Consider the following 19,194-nt stretch of genomic DNA (forward strand, 5'->3'; position numbering starts at 1 on the left):
CATCCGCGTCGTGATTTGCCAATTCGTTGCGATTCATCGCGCGCGATTGCGTTCCATCGCGCGTGGTGCGCCGGCAGTCTCCCGCGTCAGCGTTTCAGTTCGGCGACGAAGTCGTAGTAGTCGTCGCGGCAATACGTTTCGCTCATTTCGATCGCGCGCTGGTCGGCGCCGTAGCCGATCCGCGTGATCACCAGCAGGGCCGAGCCCGGCTTCACCGCCATCCATTTCGCGATCGCGTGCGTCGCGTTCGCCGCGCGAAAGTGCTGCAGCGCGCGCACGACGGCCATACCGCGCGCGTCGAGATATTCGTACAGCGACGCGCCGAGCGCCTGCGGATCGGGCACCACCGCGGCGGGCAGCGTCGAATGCTCGACGGCCATCACGATGCCGTCCGCGCGGCGCAGCCGTTCGAGCCGCGCCACCGTCGCGCCGGGCGCGAGGCCGAGATGCGTGGTCTCGTCGCGGCTCGCGGCGCGCAGCGTGCGCGACAGCCACACCGAATCGGGCACGAAGCCGCGCTGCCGCATCTTCGCGGTGAAGCCGACGAGATGCGACAGCGGATCGGCGACACGCGGCGTGATGAAGCTGCCCGCGCCGCGCGCCCGCTTGATCAGTCCCTGCTCGACCAGCAGCGCGAGCGCCCGACGCGCGGTGATCCGCGACACGCCGACCGACACCGACAGCAGCCGCTCCGACGGCAGCGCCTCGCCGGCCCGCCACGCGCCGGCGTGGATCGCGCTCGCCAGCTTGCGGGCGAGCTGCAGATAGAGCGGCGTATCGTCGAGGGGATCGGGCGCCAGTTCGGACCAGCCGGTTTCCATGTGCCTCCGCGTGTCGGACGACGATCTCGGACCGTCGAAAGTGAACGCATTATATAACCACCATAATACCAGTCAACGAACTGGTATTAGCACCGCGAAAATCGCCGAAAGCCTTGCACGGCAAGCGTTTTAGCGCCGGAAAAGCCTTTGTTTACAACGCGTCGCAGGATAGGGATTTACCCGGGGTGGTATGCAAGGGGACAGTTACCGGGTGGGATTCAGGCGTGTTTCGGGAGTGGATATGAGACCGGAATAGAACCAATTGAGCCAACTGGTATGCATCGCGTGGCGATGTGCCGCCGGGCCGGCGGTTCGCGTCAGGGGAGTCGTTCGGGGGCCGTGGGCGGCGGCGGAATGTCAGTGGAATTCGCGGCTCGACGTGCGCAGGCCGCCGAGCAGCGGCGTCAGATCCTCGAAATGCTGCGCGACGAGGTGTCTTACATCGCTCACGACCTGCCACACGCCGGACGCCGCAAGCAGTTTCGAATCGAGTGTTTCGCGACGCTGCCGCGCGAGCAGTTCGGGCCGGACGATCACGTTCACGCAGCCCGTTTCGTCTTCGAGCGTCATGAACATCACGCCTTTCGCGGTGCCCGGCATCTGCCGCGCGGTCACGAGCCCGCACGCGCGGGCGAGCCGGCCGTCGGGGCGATCGCGCAGTTCGGCCGCGGACGACAGCCGCCGCGCGCGCAGCGCCGGCCGCAGCAACGCGACGGGGTGGCGGTTCAGCGTGAGGCCGGTGGTGTCGTAATCGGCGAGGATCTCGTCGGCTTCGGACGGCGCGCCGAGCGCGGGCTTGTCCGGTTCGTCGATCGGCGCGGCGGCGAGCAGGTCGCGCTCCGGCGCCGCGGCGACCGCTTGCCATAGCGCATCGCGGCGATGGCCGGCGAGCGTCGCGAGCGCGTTCGCGGCGGCGAGCGCTTCGAGGTCGCGCCGTTCGAGCTGCGCGCGGCGGGCGAGTTCGTCGACGCTCATGAACGGGCCCACTACGCGCGCGGCTTCGATGCGGCGCGCGGCGGCTTCGCCGAAGCCGCTCACGAGCGACAGGCCGAGCCGCACGGCCGGCTGGCCGTGTGGCGACGGCTGGCCGGGCAGCGCTTCGAGCGATGCCTCCCAACCGCTTTGCGTCACGTCGATCGGCAGGACCTGCACGCCGTGGCGCTTTGCGTCCTGCACGAGTTGCGACGGCGGATAGAAACCCATCGGCTGGCTGTTCAGCAGCGCGGCGAGGAAGATCGCCGGTTCGTGGCATTTGAGCCAACTGCTCGCGTACGCGAGTTTCGCGAAGCTCGCGGCGTGGCTTTCGGGGAACCCGTATTCGCCGAAGCCCTTGATCTGCTCGAAGATCTGTTCGGCGAATTCGCGTGTGTAGCCGCGGGCCAGCATGCCGTCGACGATCTTGTCGTGGTAAGGGCCAAGATCGCCCCGGCGCTTCCACGCGGCCATCGCACGACGCAGCTTGTCGGCTTCGCCGGGTGTAAAGCCGGCCGCGACGATCGCGATCTGCATCACCTGTTCCTGAAAGATCGGGATGCCGAGCGTGCGTTCGAGCACTTCCTTCAGCGCGTCGCTCGGATAGGTGATCTTCCCTTTCTCCTCCCCCGCCTTGATCCTGCGCCGCTTCAGATACGGATGCACGGCGCCGCCCTGGATCGGCCCGGGGCGCACGATCGAAACCTCAATCACCAGATCGTAATAGTCGCGCGGCCGCAGCCGCGGCAGCATCGACATCTGCGCGCGCGATTCGATCTGGAACACGCCGACCGTATCGGCGCGGCAGATCATGTCGTAGGTCGCTTCGTCGTCCTGCGGAATGTGCTTCAGCGTGAACGGCTTGCCGTCCTTCGCCGGGCCGCGCCACGCGGTGCGCAGGTCGAACGCGCGATGCAACGCCGACAGCATGCCGAGCGCGAGCACGTCGACCTTCATCAGCCCGAGTGCTTCGAGATCGTCCTTGTCCCACTGGATCACGCGCCGCCCGTCCATCGCCGCGTTCTCGACCGGCACGAGCCGCGTGAGCTTGCCGCGGCTGATCACGAAGCCGCCCGAGTGCTGCGACAGATGACGCGGAAAGTTGAGCAGGCGCCCCGCCAGTTCGGCCCATGCGCGAATGATCGGCGTCGCCGGATCGAGCCCGACCGACGCGAATTGCTGCAGCAGATCGCGGCTGCCGTCGAACCAGCGATGCCCCTTCGCGACACGGTCGACCAGCATCGGATCGACGCCGAGCGCCTTGCCGGTTTCGCGCAGCACGCCGCGCGGACGATACGTCGAGACGGCGGCCGCGAGCGCCGCGCGGTCGTGTCCGTATTTCTGGTAGATGTGCTGAATCACTTCTTCCCGACGCTGATGCTCGAAGTCGACGTCGATATCCGGCGGCTCGCCGCGCTCCACGCTGATGAAGCGCTCGAACAGCATCGTGCTTTGATCCGGATTGACTTCGGTGATGCCGAGGCAATAACAGACCACCGAGTTCGCGGCCGACCCGCGCCCTTGGCACAAGATGTTCCGGCTGCGCGCGTATTTGACGATGTCGTAGACGGTCAGGAAGAACGGTTCGTACTCCAGCTTTGCGATCAGGGCAAGCTCATATCGAATCTGCTTCGCCACTTTCGCCGGCACCCCATTCCAATAGCGTCGAGCGACACCTGCCCACGTCTCCTGCTTCAGATAACTGGTCGGCGTGTGCCCGCGCGGCACGAGTTCGAGTGGATATTCATACTTCAACTCGTCGAGTTCGAAATCGCATGCATCGAGAATCGCACACGTCTCCGCGATCTCCGCCGACGAAAACAGCTTCGCGATCCGCCCGCGCGAACGCAGATGCTGTTCCGCGTTCGGTGCGAGCGCATGGCCGCATTCCGACACCGGCATCCCGACGCGGATCGCCGTCATCACGTCCTGCAGCAGCTTGCATGAACGTTTGTGCATCGTCACGTCGCCCAGCGCGACGACGCGCACGCCGCGCCGCTCGCCGGCCTCGCGAATTTCGTCTCGCTGCACACCATCCCACGCACGCTGCAACTGCACGAGCCCGAGCCGCGCACGCTCGCCGAACGTCGCGCGAAACCACGCGACCTGCGCATCGAGCACGTTCGCCCGCACCGGGTACGTGGGCACGAGAATCGCGAAGCAATCGGGCATGCCGCGCAAATGTGCAAACTCCGTCGGCGGCGCCGACAGCATTCGCGGCGTCAGCGTGTACGTCCCCTTCGGCGCCGCCATCCGCCGCCACGAAATCAGCTCGGACAGGTCGCCGTACCCCTCACGGTTCTGCGCGAGCAACACGAGCCCGAACGCGCCGGGCCCCGGATCGTAGCCGGGCGGAACATCGTCCGGCGTCACCTCGAAGTACGAACCGACGATCAACGGCAGCCCGGCCGCTTTCGCCGCGACATGCATGCGCGGCGCACCCGCGAGCGAGCATTCGTCGGTGATCGCGATCCCGCGATAGCCGAGTTCCACCGCGCGCTCGACCAGTTCTTCCGCATGCGACGCGCCATGCAGGAACGAAAAGTTCGAGCGGCAGAACAACTCCGCGTAATCGGGCAGCACACTGAATTCCGTACTCATCGCCGCTCACCCGAACAGCCCATGCAGAAACCAGTGCGGGTCCGCCTGGCTGCTCGTCCGTTCCCTGAATACCCAGTAGCACGCGCCCTCTTCGTCCTGCGCGACGCAGTAATCACGCGCGACCAGTTGACCGTCGAACCACCCGGCCTCGATCCGCTCCGGCGACGACATCATCCGCAGCGGCGTATGGAACACCGGCCGCTCGCCGCGCATCAGCAACGGCAGCGGTTCGGCGAGCAGCCACGCGGGACGCGGCGGCACGGCCGGCGGCCCGCCGGCCGGCTTGCCCGCCTGCGCATCGAGCGGCAGCCAGCGGTTCGCCACCTCGGGCCGGTAATCGGCGACGGGCGCCGCGCGCAATACGTTCTCCGCGCCGAGCCGGGCGACCAGCAGTTCGAACAACCGCTCGCGGGTTTCCCGCGTCCCGCCCGGCTCGGGAAAGAGATCGTCGGCCGGCGGCGCGACCGATTCGACGCGCGTGGCCTTCAGGCGCACCGCGATCACCGCGGCCGGCAACTCGACACGTGCGAGCCGCTCGCCGAGCAGCCGCATGAAATGCGCGTCGTCGCGCACGGGTGCGGCAAACGCGAGCTCGAGCGGCGTCGGCGGCACGGCCTGACGGCCGCGCTCGTGCTCGAGCTCGAACGTCATCGCGGCCAACGACAATTGCCGCGCGGCCAGCCAGCCGCACAGCTGCACGACGAGCCGCCGCGCGGCGAACAGCACGGCTTCCGCGTATTCGACGCGCTCCGGCAATTCGAGCCGCACGTCGAACACGGGCGGCACCGCCATCCACGCGAGCGGCTCGACCGCTTCGCCGTACGCACGATCGAGCGCGGCCAGCAGCGCGGGACCGCAGCGCCGCTGCAGCCCCGCGCGCGGCAGGCGGCGCAGATCGGCGAGCGTGCGGCAGCCGAGGCCGTCGAACCAGCCCGCATACGGACGCGCATCGGGCAGCAGCACACAGGGCAGCCGGTCGAGCGTGCGGACGAGCGAGGCCTGGCGCGCGACGCGGCGCCGGATGCGCGCTCGCGCCGACGTGCGTGCGAGCAGCCACGCGCCGCGCCCGGTCGGCGCGGCGGACAGGCGCGCCGCATAGCCGAGCGCCGCGAGCGTCGCGCGCACCTGGCGGCACAGCGACGGCAAGCCGCCGAACAGGCGCAGGCTCGGACCGACGTCGACGATCAGCGTGGCTTCGTCGTCGAACGCAACGCACGGCGAAAAGCGCAGCAACGCGAGCGCGACCGCGCGCAGCGCATCGGCTTCGCGGGCGGGATCGCGTTCGACGAGCTGCGTGTCGGGCGCAAGCGTGAGCACGCCGCCGCGCTTCATGCCCGCACGCACGCCCTGCCGGCGCGCGGCCGCATCGGCAATCAGCACGACACCCTGCTCGAGCACCGCACTGCCGGCCTCGCCGGCGGCTGCGTCAGACGGCGGCGGGACGCACACGTCGAGCGGCAGGCGCGGCAGATGGATGCCGAGCAAGACGCGCATAGCGGCTCTCCACGATGGGCGACGGCAAATCGAGCACGAGCGGCTCGCTACGCGCAGGCCCGCGACGCTTGACGATGTCGAGCGACACGCCGCCCGGCACCGGATACAGCGCGACGCGCAGCACGGCCGGCGACGGCTGCCGCGCGGCCGACATCGGGCGCAGCATCACGAACAGCGTGTCGCCCGTGCGCGCGGCCGCGAGATGCAGGCGCCGCAGCGCATCGGGCCGCGCGTCCTGCCAGAGCAGCAGTGCGCCGCAACAGCCGGTCTTGAGCGCCTGCTCGGCGGCCCACAGCGCATCGGTGCGACTGCCGGCGCGCAGCCACAGCAGCGTGTCGGCCGGCACGCCGAGACTGGCGAGCGCGGTGGCATGCGGCGACTGCGGCGGCGCGACGAGCGCGAGCGGCCGCCGGATGCTGACGCTGCGGGCAAGCGCGGGCGCGAGCAACCGCATCTCGCCGCAACCCGGCTGCGCGGCCAGCAGTTCGACGAGGCCGCCGACCGGCCAACCGCCGCCCGGCAGTTCGGCGGACAGCGCCGCGAAGCCCGTATCGATCGTGCGCAGACCGCCGCGCGCAAGCTGCGAGCCGCGCCACAGCGACGGATGAAGGGTTTCGGGGGACAGGGATGACGCGGACATCATGCGGCTCGATGCTGTATGGATATACAGTATAGAGGATCGTGCCGGGCGCTGTCAGGTCTCAACAAAAAGGGACATGCAGATCGTCGGAAGGCCCGGGAGGGCCGGAACGCACGCGTCCGCCGCTGCGAAATCGAAGGTCGCGCCGACGCGACGGAACGGCCGTATTCCGCATACGAAAACGGACCGCTCGACCGACGCCAAACCTGCGCGCCGGCCGGGCGGCCCGAACAGCCGTCCGGTCGATCGGCCCGGATCAGCCTGAATCAGCCGGGATCCGGCGAAAGCAGCCGGGAACACCCGAGAGACCAGCCAAAACAGCCGAAAGCAGCCCAAATCACCCCAGCAACAACGCGTCGTCGTCGAGCTGCTCGTGCCGCACCTTCTCGAACATCTGCAGCAGGTCCGGCACGTCGAGTCCCTTGCGCTGGTCGCCCGACACGTCGAGCACGACCTGCCCCTGGTGCAGCATCACCGTGCGATCGCCGTAGTCGAGCGCCTGGCGCATGCTGTGCGTGACCATCATCGTCGTCAGCTTGCTCTCGGCGACGATGCGCGCGGTCAGCTCCAGCACGAACGCGGCCGTCTTCGGGTCGAGCGCGGCCGTGTGCTCGTCGAGCAGCAGGATGCGCGACGGCCGCAGCGACGCCATCAGCAGGCTCACGGCCTGCCGCTGCCCGCCCGACAGCAGCCCGATCCGGTCGGTCAGCCGGTTTTCCAGCCCGAGGTTCAGGAGCCGCAGCTTGTCGCGGAACAGCTCGCGCGACGGGCGATCGAGCGCGGCCCGGAAACCGCGCCGCACGCCGCGCGCCATCGCGAGCGCCATGTTCTCCTCGATCGTCAGCGCCTCGCAGGTGCCGGCCATCGGATCCTGGAACACGCGCGCGACGAGGTGCGCGCGGTCCCACGCGGCCTTGCGCGTCACATCCGCGCCGTCGATCGCGATGCGCCCCGCATCGACGCGCTGATCGCCGCTGACCGCATTGAGGAAGGTCGACTTGCCGGCGCCGTTCGAGCCGATCACCGCGACGAACTGGCCGTCGGGAATCTCGAGCGACAGCCCGCGCAGCGCGCGCGTCTCGATCGGCGTGCCGGGATTGAACGTGAGTTTCAGGTCTTGTGCGGACAGCATGTCATGCCCCTCCGTTCTTGCGCGCGAACAGCTTCTTGCGCGTCGCCGGCAGCACCAGCGCGATCGTGACGAGTGCGGCCGTCACGAGGTTCAGGTCCTGCGCCTTCAGACCGATGAATTCGCTGTTCAGCGCGAGCGCGATGAAGAAGCGGTAGACGATCGCGCCGAGCACGACGGCGAGCGTCGTCAGCACCAGCCGGCGTGCGGGCAGCAGCGTCTCGCCGATGATCACCGCGGCCAGCCCGATCACGATCGTGCCGATCCCCATCGAGATGTCCGAGCCGCCCTGCGTCTGCGCGAACAGGGCGCCCGCGAGCGCGACGAGCGCATTCGACAGCGCCATCCCGGCGAGTGTCGCGCGACCGGTCGCGATGCCTTGCGCACGCGCCATTCGCGGATTCGCGCCGGTCGCGCGCATCGCGAGGCCGAGCTGCGACGAGAAGAACCAGTCGAGGCCGAGCTTCGCGACCACGACGACGATCGCGAGCAGCGCCGGGCGCAGCACGTAATCGGGCATCCAGTCGGGCTGCAGCACGGTGAACAGCGTCGGCTCGGTGATCAGCGGCACGTTCGGCCGGCCCATGATCCGCAGGTTCACCGAGTAGAGCGCGATCATCATCAGGATGCTGGCGAGCAGATCCATGATCTTCAGGCGCACGTTCAGCCAGCCGGTGACGAAGCCAGCCAGCGCGCCCGCGACGATCGCAAGCGCGGTCGCGGAAAACGGGTCGTAGCCGGCCGAGATCAGCGTCGCGGCGACGGCGCCGCCGAGCGGAAAGCTGCCGTCGACGGTGAGGTCGGGGAAGTTGAGGATGCGAAACGAGATCAGCACCCCGAGGGCGACGAGGCTGAAGATCAGGCCGATCTCCAGTGCGCCCAGAAACGAGAACAGAGACATGATGGGAAAATCCTGTTGCTTCCCGGCCGGACGTGTACGGCCGGGCGAAGCGAACGGGCGGCCCGGGTGGGAGCCGCCCGTCCGGCGATGTCGTCGAGGCCCGGATCGGGCCGGCAAGCGCGGCGGTCGGGCCGCGGGCTTACTTGATGACCGTCTTCGCTTCCTTCACGAGATCCGGCGCCAGCGTGACGCCCTGCTTCGCGGCCGCGCCCGTATTGACGAACAGTTCGAGGTTGCTGCTCGTCTCCGACGCGATCGCGCCCGGCTTCTCGCCCTTCAGGATGCGCGCGACGACCTTGCCGGTCTGCCGGCCCAGATCGCCGTAATTGATGCCGAGCGCCGCGATGCCGCCGCGCTTCACGCTGTCGGTGTCGCCCGCGACGAGCGGAATCTTCGCTTCGTTCGCGACCTTCACCAGCGCTTCGTACGCGGACACGACGTTGTTGTCGGTGTTCGTGTAGATCACGTCGACCTTGCCGATCAGGCTCTTCGCGGCCGGGCCGATGTCGACGGTGCGCGGTGCGGCCGCTTCCTTCAGCGCCATTCCCTGCTTCGCGAGGAGCTCCTTGAGCTCCTTCACGACGACGACCGAATTCGCCTCGCCCGGGTTGTAGACCATGCCGACCGTCTTCGCATTCGGCACGACGCGCTTGATCAGCGCGACCTGGCGGTCGAGCGGCAGCTTGTCGGATACGCCCGTCACGTTGGTGCCCGACGGCCCCCAGCCCTTCACGAGCTGCGCGGCGACCGGGTCGGTCACGCCCGAGTAGACGACCGGCACGCTCTTCGTCGCCGCGACGACCGACTGCGCGGCCGGTGTCGCGATCGCGACGATCACGTCGGGCTTGTCGCCGACGAACTTGCGTGCGATCTGCGCGGCCGTGCCCGTGTTGCCCTGTGCGCTCTGGTATTCCCACTTGAGCTTGTCGTCGCCGTAACCTTGCGCCTTCAGTTCGGCGCGCACGCCGTCGCGGATCGCATCGAGCGCCGGATGGTCGACGATCGACAGCACCTTGACCGTCTGTGCGTGCGCGGCGCCGGCCAGCGCGAGTGCGGCGACGCCGGCCGTGATCGAACGGATCGCGAAAGTCTTGAAACGATTCATGGGTGAGTCTCCCCCGTATTGTGTCGGTTCTGGATGATGGATTCCCGCCGCCGTCGGGCGGGCGCCCGCCGCACGTGCGAGACGCGGGCGATTGGCCCGCGCACGCTCCGGGAAAGCGTGCGGCGGCGAACGCACGAGGATACCATTTCCGCAGACCACCGCCTGACTCCGCGCTTTCGCGCGAGCGGCCGATGCGCGGCGCCGCCGCGCCCCCATGAAATGCCTGGAAAGCCCGGCTGGCGGCGCTTCGCGCCGGTCCCGGCGCAACGCGCCAGCCGCGCTCGCGGCTTTACGTTATGCTGTCCGCCGACCCGATCCACACCATCGGAGGGGACATGAAACGAACGATTCGTGCGATCGCCTTCGCGGCCGTCGCGCAGGCGCTGCCGGGCGCGGCATTCGCGCTGACCGACGGCAGCGCGCAATATGACGACTGCATGCTCAATGCGCTGCGCGAAAGCCGCAACGGCGCCGCCGCGCAGTTGATCCAGCGCTCGTGCGACGCGCTGTACCGCAACAACGCGATGCTGCTGCCGCGCGAGCGGCGCGTTCACGAGTGCATCGTGCAGTCGCTGCCCGGCGTGCGCGACAACTACGCGATCCAGCAGATCATGGCGATCTGCTCGCGGCGCGGCGAGATGTAGGATCGGCGCGCGCCTGCCGCACCAATGAACAAAGGGCCTGCGCGAGCAGGCCCTTTTCGTTCAGCGGTCCGACCGGTGAGCGGCGTTCAGAACGACGCGACCATCGAGCCCTTGAACTGCTTCTTGATGAATTCCTTCACTTCCGGCGACTGGTACGCCTTGACCAGCTTCTTCACCCACGGCTGATCCTTGTCCTTCGCGCGCACGGCGATCAGGTTCGCGTACGGGCTCGTCAGCGATTCGAGCGCGATCGCGTCCTTGGTCGGCTGCAGGTTCGCGGCCAGCGCGTAGTTCGTGTTGATCACGGCCGCGTCGACGTCCGACAGCACGCGCGGCAGTTGCGCGGCGTCGAGTTCGGAGATCTTCAGCTTCTTCGGGTTCTCGGCGATGTCGAGCACCGTCGCGTTGTTGCCGCCCGTGCCGGCGCCCGATTTCAGCTTGATCACGCCTTGCGTCTGCAGCAGCAGCAGCGCGCGGTTTTCGTTCGACGGATCGTTCGGCACCGCGAGCTTCGCGCCCTGCGGCAGATCCTTCAGCGACTTGAACTTCTTCGAGTACACGCCGATCGGCGAGATGTAGGTCAGGCCCGCGCTGACGATCTTGTAGCCGCGCTGCTTCACCTGGCTGTCGAGGTAGGGCTGGTGCTGGAAGCTGTTCGCATCGAGGTCGCCCGAGTCGAGCGCCGCATTCGGCTGCACGTAGTCGTTGAACTCGACGACCTTCACGTTCAGGCCTTCCTTCTCTTTCGCGACCTTCTGCACGACTTGCCACACTTCCGAATCCGGGCCGGCGACCGTGCCGACCTTGATCACCTTGTCTTCGGCGTGCGCGCCTGCCGACAGCGTCAGCGCGGCACCGGTGGCCAGCACGGAAAATACCTTCAGGAGACTGCGACGCTTCATCTGTTTCTCGCTTTCTTGCTTACTTGAAATGGGGCGCGATACGGGTATGCCCCGACTCGCAGGAAGGGCCAAATGGTGTCACAGGATCGGCGGGAAGTGAAATACATCCCGCTCATATGGGTATGCACCCGCGCAGTGCCGGCGGCCGACGCACGACTCGGCCGTTAGTTGCAGTTTTTCTCGACGCATCGGTCCATCGCCGCATCGGCCCATCGGTCCATCGGCCGACACGCGTCACGCCGCCACCGTCTCGTCGGCAACCTTCGCGCCGAAGGCCGGTTCGGCCGCCCGCGCACCGGCCCCGCGCGGCGACGGGCCGCCGGCATCGCCGACCCGGAACGCGCCGACCGCATCGCGCAGCCGCGCGGCCTGTTCCTGCAGCGACGCGGCCGCCGCGGCGGCTTCCTCGACCAGCGCCGCGTTCTGCTGGGTCACCTGGTCCATCTGCGTGACCGCGCGCCCGACCTGCGTGATGCCGCTCGCCTGCTCCTCGGATGCCGCCGCGATCTCGCCCATGATGTCGGTCACGCGCGCGACCGCCTGCAGGATCTCGCCCATCGTCGTACCGGCCTGGCCGACCAGCGTCGAGCCGTTGCGCACGCGCTCGACCGAATCGACGATCAGCGCGCGGATCTCCTTCGCTGCCGTCGCGCTGCGCTGCGCGAGCGAGCGCACCTCGCCTGCGACCACCGCGAAGCCGCGGCCCTGCTCGCCCGCGCGCGCAGCCTCGACCGCCGCGTTCAGCGCGAGGATGTTGGTCTGGAATGCGATGCCCTCGATCACGCCGATGATGTCGGCGATCTTGCGCGAGCTGTCGTCGATCTCGCCCATCGTGCCGATCACGCGGTTCACGACGTCGCTGCCCGTGCGCGCGATGTCCGACGCGTTGTTCGCGAGCCCGCTCGCCTGCCGCGCGTTGTCGGCATTCTGCTTCACCGTCGCGGTCAGTTGCTCCATGCTTGCGGCCGTTTCCTCGAGCGACGCGGCCTGCTCCTCGGTGCGCTGCGACAGGTCGTCGTTGCCGGCCGAGATCTGGCGGCTCGCCGACGCGATCGCTTCGGCCGACTGGCGAATCCCGCCAATCGTCGCCTGCAGCCGCGCCTGCATGTCGTGCATCGCGGCCATCATGCTCGTGCGGTCGCCCGCGCGCACCGGCACCGGCTGCGTCAGGTCGCCCTGCGCGATGCGCGTCGCGAGCGCGGCCGCTTCGTCAGGCTCGCCACCGAGGCTGCCGCGCACGTTGCGGATGATCACCAGCATCGCCGCGCTGATCACGAGGCCGATCACGAACACCACGGCCAGATGGCCAAGCAGCGTCCGGTAGTAGACGGTGTCGATGTCCTTCAGGAACACGCCGCTCGAGATGTTCCAGTCCCACGGCGCGAACCGCGTGACGTAGCTGATCTTCGGTACGGCCGTCTCGCTGTGCGGCAGCCGCCCGCGATATTCGGCGAAACCGCTGCCGGTCGCCTTCGCCGCGTTCAGGATCGTCACGAACAGCGGCTTGCCGTCCGGATCGAGATAGTCGCCGACCTGCGTGTCGACGAGCTTCGGCAGCGTCGGATGCATCAGCACGACCGGCTTCGAATCCATCACGAACACGTAGCCCGAATCGCCGTAGCGCATCGCGGCGAGGCGCGCGAGCGCGTCGCGCTTCGCGTCGGCCTCGGGCAGCGCGCCGTTCTGCGCGAGCGTGTAATAGGCCTTCACGATGCCCGCCGCCGAGTCGACGAGATTCGCGATGCCGGCCTTGCGTTCGGCGAGCATCGTCGCGCGGGTCTCGTAGGCGCTCCATGCGCCGACGCCCAGGAGACCGATCCATACCAGCGCAAGCGCGAGCCACAGCTTGCGATTCAAACTCATTCTGCTCATCTGCGTGCCTCTGTCGATGTCGATGCATCCGGCGCGCGAACGGCCTGCCGCGCGCAAACGGTTGCCCTTTCATTTACGGCAACGAGGCTTGCATCTTGAATACGCGCGGCCGCGGCGAACCGGCGATCGACGGGCACGGCGCCCGTCGCGAGGCCGCGCCGGCGCGACAGACCGCGTCCGCTGTGCTAAAAAGACCGGCCGGCCGGCGCGCGAAGCGCCGGCATCATTCCAGGGCCATCCATGTACGTCATCGACATCCACTACACCGCGTCGCTCGAGCGCATCGACGACGCGCTCGAACGCCACCGCGCGTACCTGCAGCCGCAGTTCGACAAGGGCATCTTCATCGCGGCGGGGCCGAAGGTGCCGCGCGAAGGCGGCATGATCCTCGCGGCCCGCATCGATCGCGACGCGCTCGACGCGATCCTCGAGACCGACCCGTTCGTCACCGAGGGGCTCGCCACGTATCGCGTGACGGAATTCCGGGTCACGCGCGCCGCCTCCGGCTTCAACGTGCCGGCGCTGCCGTAACGCGACTTCGGCGCAACGCGCGCGCATGTCGACGCGCCGCCCGGCGGGCAGCGCATGCGCACCACGATGAGAAAGGGAAAACGCGACGGCGCAGAACGGCCGTCACGCGAAACGCCGGGCCGGGCGCCCGGCGGCCGCCGGTCAGTCGACCAGCAGCTTCAGGTCGTGGACCCACGGAGCCGGGCCCTGGCCGTCGCGCACGAACAGGCGCAGCTTGCCGTCGCGGTCGAACACGTAGCTCGCGGCCGTGTGATCCATCGTGTAGCTGCCGGGCGTCTTGCCGGGCACCTTCGCGTAGTACACGCGGAAATCCTTCGTGACCTTCTTGAGCTGCGCTTCGTCGGCCGGCCGCAGGCCGATGAACGACGGATCGAACGCGGGCACGTACTGGCCGAGCAGCGCCGGCGTGTCGCGCTCCGGATCGACGGTGACGAACAGCACCTGCACGCGTTTCGCGGCATCCGGCCCGAGCTGCTTCAGCGCTTCGGACAATTCGGCCATCGTGGTCGGGCACACGTCCGGGCAATGCGTATAGCCGAAGAACATCACGACCGCACGGCCCTTGAAGTCGGCGAGCGTGCGGATCTTGCCGGTCGTATCGGGCAGCGAGAAGTCGCTGCCGAACTGCGTGTTGCCGGTGATGTCGAGATTCTGGAATTTCGGCGCGTTGTCGCATCCGGCGAGCAGCAGCGCTGCCGTGAATGCGCACGCGAGCATCCAGCCTTGGCGCGCGCGGCGCCCGAACCGTGATTGGAGCATTGCGTTCAAACCGTGCGGTTACACGCCGAGCAGCGGGCGTGCATAGTGATCGACGAGCAGCGCCGCGAACAGCAGCGACAGATAGACGATCGAGTAGCGGAAGGCCTTGCGGGCGAGCTCGTCCGAATAGTCGCGATGGATCTTCCACGCATACGCGAGAAACACCGCGCCGAGCAGCACCGCGCTCGTCAGGTAGACGGCCCCGCTCATCCCGGAAATGAACGGCATCAGCGCGACCGCGAACAGGATCACCGTATACAGCAGGATGTGCAGGCGCGTGAACTTCTCGCCGTGCGTGACGGGCAGCATCGGCAGCCCGGCGTTCTCGTAATCCTTGCGGCGATAGAGCGCGAGCACCCAGAAATGCGGCGGCGTCCAGACGAAGATGATCAGCACGAGGATCCACGCGTCGCCCGGCACCGCGCCGGTGACCGCCGCCCAGCCGAGCGCCGGCGGCATCGCGCCCGACGCGCCGCCGATCACGATGTTCTGCGGCGTCATCGGCTTGAGCAGCAGCGTGTAGATCACCGCGTAGCCGACGAACGTCGCGATCGTCAGCCACATCGTCAGCGGGTTCGTGAACGTATAGAGCGTCCATGCGCCGACGCTGCCGAGCACGGCCGAGAACAGCAGGATCTGCGGCGTCGTGATCTCGCCGCGCGCGGACGGGCGCCACGCGGTGCGGCGCATCATCGCGTCGATCTTCTGCTCGACGAGGCAGTTGATCGCGAACGCGGCGCCGGCCAGCAGCCAGATGCCGACGGTGCCGCCGATCAGCACATGCCACGGCACCATGCCCGGTGTCGCGAGGAACATGCCGATCACCGCGCAGAACACCGCGAGCTGCGTGACACGCGGCTTCGTCAGCGCCATGTACTGGGAAAAGCGGCTACCGGGCGATTGGGAGAGGGTGCTTTGCATGGGGGCGGTCACGCCGGGGCGGCGTCGCGCGCAGGCTGCGCGACACGGCCGGGGCGGCTTGAAAGGATGCGAAAGTTTAACATGACGACAAGCAGCAACAGGATCGCGGCCCCGCCGTTGTGCGCGACCGCGACCGGCAGCGGCCACTGCAGCACGATGTTGGTCAGGCCCGTCACGAACTGCAGCAGGACGACCAGCAGCACGCCGTTCGCGGGCCGCCGCAGCGATTCGAAGCGGCGCATCTTCAGCGCGAACGCGACCAGATAAGCGACCACGACGAACGCGAACGTGCGGTGCGTCCAGTGGATCGCGACCAGCGCGTCCTGCGTGATCGCGTCGCCGTCCTTCGTCATCCCGAGCGCGCGCCACAGGTGAAAGCCGTGCTGGAAATCCATCGGCGGAATCCACTGGCCGTTGCAGGTCGGGAAGTCGGTGCACGCGAGCACCGCGTAGTTGGTGCTGACCCAGCCGCCGAGCGCGATCTGCACGACCAGCAGCACGAGCGCCGCGAGCGCGGCCGCCCGGTAACGCCCGGCCTCCGGGTCATGCGACGGCAGCGGCGTCTGCCGCGCCGCGAGCCAGCCCAGCGTGCCGAGCAGCGTGAGGCCGAGCAGCAGGTGGATCGTGACGATCACCGGCTGCAGCTTCATCGTGACCGTCCATGCGCCGAACGCGCCCTGCACGAGGATCAGCAGCAGCAGGCTCGTCGGCCACCACGGCGACACGTGCAGCGGGCGGCGGCGCAGCCGCGCGGCCCACGCGATCGCCACCTGCGCGATGATCAGCACGCCGATCGCCATCGCGAAATAGCGGTGGATCATCTCGATCCACGCCTTCGTCATGCTGACCGGCCCGGTCGGCATCGCCTGGTGCGCGGCCGTGATCGCCGCATACGCGATGAACGGCGACGACGTGCCGTAGCAGCCGGGCCAGTCGGGGCAGCCGAGCCCCGAATCGGTCAGCCGCGTGAAGCCGCCGAACATCACGAGGTCGAGGGTCAGGAACGTGGTGATCCACACGAGCTTGCGGAACTTGTCGTCGTCGGCCTTCACCCACACGTACGACAGCGGCAGCAGTGCGATGCACAGGCCGATCAGGCCGAGTTGCAGTAGATACGACATCGGAATGGTGCCTCGTCCTCTTGCCTCAACCGATACTCGACCACTTCAGCAGCTTCGTCACGTCCGACTTGATCTTGCTGGGATTCGGGTCTTTCGGGAAACGCATCATCAGGTTGCCGTTCGGGTCGACCATGTAGATGTGGTCGCTGTCCTTCGTGCCGGCATCGGCCGGCAGCCACGCGGCCACCGCGGCCGGATCCGCGACGAGCCGGCGCGTGTCCGGATACGCGTCCAGCACCTTTTGCGGCGTCGGGCCCGCATCGCTGCGCAGCCATACCATCGTGATCCGGTGCCGTTCGCCCGCCTGCGTGACGCGGATCTGGCGCATGAAATAGAGCTTGCGCGCGCAGGCGTCGTCGCACGCGCTGCGGTCGGTCATCACGAACAGCCAGACACCGCGCAGCGACGACAGCGGCACCGTCTTGCCGGTTTCGTCGGTGACCTGCAGATCCGCCGGGATCGGGCGCTGCGGCTCGATCAGCGTGCCGTAATTCGTCGATCCACCCTTCGGCTTGATCACGTAATAGGTGAAGTACGACGCGATCATCGGTGCGGCGCACACGAGACCCAGCAGCACGAGCATCCAGCGGCCGCGCTTGCGGGCCTCGGGCGACATCGGCGCTACGGCCGGACCTTGACGGGAAGATTGCATGGACAAATCAGACCTCTCGAAACGAACCCGCGGCGCCGACGCCGCGTCCTGGCATGACGCTCACGCGCCGGTCGACTTCTTCGCCGCACGCCGCGCGGCGTACAGGCCGAAGCCGAGCGCGGCCGCCGCCATCGCCCACCACTGAAACATATAACCGTAATTGCGCTCGACGCCGGTCGTCGCCGCCGGCCAGTCGCGCACGAGCTTGTCGCCGTCGTCGCTCGTCTGCTGGATCACGAACGGCTGCAGCGGCAGCCCGGTTTCCTTCGCATACGCGGCGACGTCGAGGTTCTGGCGGATCTTCTGGTGCGCGGCCGACCCGCCTTCGCCGAGCTCGAACGCGCGCGACGCATCGGCGCGCGCGATGCCGACGATCTCGACCTCGCCCGCCGGCGTCGCGAACGGCTCGATCGCCGTGCGATCGGCGATGTTGCGCGGCAGCCAGCCGCGATTCACGAGCACGACGCCGCCGCCCGTGAGTTTAAACGGCATCACGACGTAAAAACCCGGCTGGTCGTTATACGGCCGATTGTCGAGGAACACCGCTTGCTCGGGCACGAAACGGCCTTTCGCCCGCACGCGGTGAAACTCGATCGACGCGAGCGGAACCGGCTGCGCGCCGAGATCGACCGGCGCCGCCTGCTCGTAGCGCGCGATGCTCGCCTGCAGCGCCTCCTTCTGGTGCGCACGGTCGCGTTGCCAGAAACCGAGACGGATCGTGACGGCGACGACGACGAGGATCAGCAGCGCAGGCAGCCAGCGAATCTTCATCGTGCGGCCCGCCCGGCACGTGCGCGAAAGCGAAGTGCGATAATTATCCTCTTCCTTTCGAATTGCCGTCGTCCGGTTCGTGTCATGCACATACTCGTTCCCATCGCCTTCGTCCTCATCATTGCCAGCATGGGCTCGGCGCTCTACTTCATGATGCACGACCGCGGCCATACGAAGCGCATGGTCTGGTCGCTCGCCACCCGCGTCGGGTTGTCGGTGTCGCTGTTCCTGTTCATCCTGTTCGCGAACTGGATGGGCTGGATCCATTCGACCGGCCTGCCGATCGGACGTTGATGCCGTTGCCGCGCCGGCTGCCGCGACCGCTGTGACATTTCGCCGCACGGCCGCGCCACCAAGCAAAAGCGCCGCCTGACTGAGTCGCGGCGGCGCCGGGGCGGTGTCGGCCGCGGCTTCGCCGCCGTGCCCACACACCAATGAAAACGGCCCGCGCATCGCTGCGCGGGCCGTTTTTCCATTTACAGCCAGTAGACGACGACGTACAGGCCGAGCCAGACGACGTCGACGAAGTGCCAGTACCACGCGGCGCCTTCGAACGCGAAGTGATGATCGGGCTTGAAGTGGCCGCGGATCATCCGCACCAGCACCACCGCGAGCATCGTGCCGCCGAGGAACACGTGGAAGCCGTGGAAGCCGGTCAGCAGGAAGAACGTCGAACCGTACACGCCCGAGTTCAGCGTCAGGTTCAGTTCGTTGTACGCGTGGTAGTACTCGAAGCCCTGCAGGAACAGGAAGCAGATCCCGAACACGAGCGTCGCGGCCAGCCACGCAATCGCCTTCTTGCGATGATCGTCGCGCAGCGCGTGGTGCGAGATCGTCAGCGTCACGCCCGACGACAGCAGGAGCGCGGTGTTCAGCGTCGGGATCGGCCACGGGCCCATCGTCTTGAAGTGACCGGCGAGCGCGGCGGGGCCTTCGTTCGGCCACACGGCGGAGAAGTCCGGCCAGATCAGCTTGTAGTCGAGGCTGCCGAGCTGGTGCAGCGCGATTTCACGCGCATAGAACAGCGCGCCGAAGAACGCGCCGAAGAACATGACTTCCGAGAAGATGAACCAGCTCATGCTCCAGCGGTACGACTTGTCGACGTTCTTGCCGTAATGACCGCCTTCCGATTCGGCGATCGCGTCGCCGAACCAGTGATACAGCGTGAAGAGCAACCACAGCAGGCCGAGCAGCGCCGTAAACGGCGCCCAGTCGTGACCGTTGATCCACAGCGCTACCGACCCGAGCATGACCAGCAGGCCGATGGCCGCGCTGATCGGATGCTGCGACGGATGCGGCACGAAATAGTACGGGGTCTGGTTTTGACCGCTCATGCTTGATTCTCCACTTCAGTCCAA

18 protein-coding genes are annotated in these 19,194 nt (G+C 67.8%); 3 read left to right on the forward strand and 15 right to left on the reverse strand.

Going from position 1 to position 19,194, the window contains the following annotated elements; translation table 11 throughout:
* Positions 1-86: 86 nt before the first annotated feature.
* The 7 genes from WT24_RS20095 to WT24_RS20125 form a co-directional block, all read right to left on the reverse strand.
* On the reverse strand, positions 87-821 hold the full coding sequence (locus tag WT24_RS20095; protein ID WP_059506609.1) for a GntR family transcriptional regulator: 735 nt from the start codon (positions 819-821) through the stop codon (positions 87-89).
* A gap of 357 nt (positions 822-1,178) precedes the next feature.
* Positions 1,179-4,394 (reverse strand): error-prone DNA polymerase, encoded by a 3,216-nt coding sequence (locus WT24_RS20100; protein WP_060035691.1) that lies wholly within the window; start codon positions 4,392-4,394, stop codon positions 1,179-1,181.
* Between the two features lie 6 nt (positions 4,395-4,400).
* Positions 4,401-5,888, reverse strand: coding sequence for a DNA polymerase Y family protein (locus WT24_RS20105; protein ID WP_060035692.1), 1,488 nt, complete (start codon positions 5,886-5,888; stop codon positions 4,401-4,403).
* Positions 5,821-6,528, reverse strand: coding sequence for a translesion DNA synthesis-associated protein ImuA (gene imuA, locus WT24_RS20110; RefSeq protein ID WP_060035710.1), 708 nt, complete (start codon positions 6,526-6,528; stop codon positions 5,821-5,823). Before imuA ends, WT24_RS20105 begins: the two co-directional genes overlap by 68 nt.
* Before the next feature lie 337 nt (positions 6,529-6,865).
* Positions 6,866-7,660, reverse strand: coding sequence for an ABC transporter ATP-binding protein (locus WT24_RS20115; RefSeq protein ID WP_059795495.1), 795 nt, complete (start codon positions 7,658-7,660; stop codon positions 6,866-6,868).
* 1 nt (position 7,661) lies between these two features.
* Complete coding sequence (locus tag WT24_RS20120) at positions 7,662-8,558, reverse strand: ABC transporter permease (protein ID WP_059506601.1); 897 nt, start codon at positions 8,556-8,558, stop codon at positions 7,662-7,664.
* Positions 8,559-8,697: 139 nt separating this feature from the next.
* The gene (locus tag WT24_RS20125) at positions 8,698-9,663 is read right to left on the reverse strand and encodes an ABC transporter substrate-binding protein (RefSeq protein ID WP_059506599.1); all 966 of its coding nucleotides are present in this window, start codon (positions 9,661-9,663) and stop codon (positions 8,698-8,700) included.
* 335 nt (positions 9,664-9,998) lie between these two features.
* On the opposite strand from WT24_RS20125, the gene WT24_RS20130 reads away from it, so the two are divergent.
* Complete coding sequence (locus tag WT24_RS20130; protein ID WP_059506597.1) at positions 9,999-10,307, forward strand: VF_A0006 family four-cysteine protein; 309 nt, start codon at positions 9,999-10,001, stop codon at positions 10,305-10,307.
* 86 nt (positions 10,308-10,393) lie between these two features.
* Here WT24_RS20130 and WT24_RS20135 read toward each other — a convergent pair whose 3' ends face one another.
* Together WT24_RS20135 and WT24_RS20140 are read right to left on the reverse strand one after the other, a co-directional pair.
* Positions 10,394-11,209 (reverse strand): MetQ/NlpA family ABC transporter substrate-binding protein, encoded by an 816-nt coding sequence (locus WT24_RS20135; RefSeq protein WP_059795494.1) that lies wholly within the window; start codon positions 11,207-11,209, stop codon positions 10,394-10,396.
* A gap of 234 nt (positions 11,210-11,443) precedes the next feature.
* Positions 11,444-13,081, reverse strand: a complete 1,638-nt coding sequence (locus WT24_RS20140) for a methyl-accepting chemotaxis protein (RefSeq protein ID WP_059795492.1) — start codon at positions 13,079-13,081, stop codon at positions 11,444-11,446.
* 240 nt (positions 13,082-13,321) lie between these two features.
* Here WT24_RS20140 and WT24_RS20145 point away from each other — a divergent pair, with 240 nt between their 5' ends.
* Positions 13,322-13,612, forward strand: a complete 291-nt coding sequence (locus tag WT24_RS20145) for a YciI family protein (RefSeq protein ID WP_059506591.1) — start codon at positions 13,322-13,324, stop codon at positions 13,610-13,612.
* Positions 13,613-13,753: 141 nt separating this feature from the next.
* Here the strand turns inward: WT24_RS20145 and WT24_RS20150 are convergent, their stop codons facing one another.
* From WT24_RS20150 to WT24_RS20170, 5 genes are read right to left on the reverse strand one after another with little or no spacing between them, the layout of a single operon-like run.
* Positions 13,754-14,371 carry an SCO family protein gene (locus WT24_RS20150; protein WP_059506588.1) on the reverse strand — a complete coding sequence of 206 codons (618 nt, stop codon included), beginning with the start codon at positions 14,369-14,371 and terminating at the stop codon, positions 13,754-13,756.
* 18 nt (positions 14,372-14,389) lie between these two features.
* Positions 14,390-15,292, reverse strand: coding sequence for a heme o synthase (cyoE, locus tag WT24_RS20155; RefSeq protein ID WP_059506586.1), 903 nt, complete (start codon positions 15,290-15,292; stop codon positions 14,390-14,392).
* 8 nt (positions 15,293-15,300) lie between these two features.
* Positions 15,301-16,413, reverse strand: a complete 1,113-nt coding sequence (locus WT24_RS20160) for a heme A synthase (protein WP_060035693.1) — start codon at positions 16,411-16,413, stop codon at positions 15,301-15,303.
* Positions 16,414-16,438: 25 nt separating this feature from the next.
* Positions 16,439-17,065: a hypothetical protein gene (locus WT24_RS20165; protein WP_060035694.1), complete on the reverse strand. Its 627-nt coding sequence runs from the start codon at positions 17,063-17,065 to the stop codon at positions 16,439-16,441.
* Between the two features lie 60 nt (positions 17,066-17,125).
* Positions 17,126-17,836: an SURF1 family protein gene (locus tag WT24_RS20170; RefSeq protein WP_060035695.1), complete on the reverse strand. Its 711-nt coding sequence runs from the start codon at positions 17,834-17,836 to the stop codon at positions 17,126-17,128.
* An 84-nt stretch (positions 17,837-17,920) separates the two neighbouring features.
* Between WT24_RS20170 and WT24_RS20175 the strand changes: the two genes are divergently transcribed.
* Positions 17,921-18,130: a twin transmembrane helix small protein gene (locus WT24_RS20175; protein ID WP_006752055.1), complete on the forward strand. Its 210-nt coding sequence runs from the start codon at positions 17,921-17,923 to the stop codon at positions 18,128-18,130.
* 182 nt (positions 18,131-18,312) lie between these two features.
* On the opposite strand, the gene WT24_RS20180 is transcribed toward WT24_RS20175, so the two are convergent.
* Complete coding sequence (locus WT24_RS20180) at positions 18,313-19,170, reverse strand: cytochrome c oxidase subunit 3 (protein ID WP_034208451.1); 858 nt, start codon at positions 19,168-19,170, stop codon at positions 18,313-18,315.
* Positions 19,171-19,194 lie beyond the last annotated feature (24 nt).

It is taken from the genome of Burkholderia sp. MSMB1078WGS (assembly GCF_001528895.1).
GTDB lineage: Bacteria > Pseudomonadota > Gammaproteobacteria > Burkholderiales > Burkholderiaceae > Burkholderia.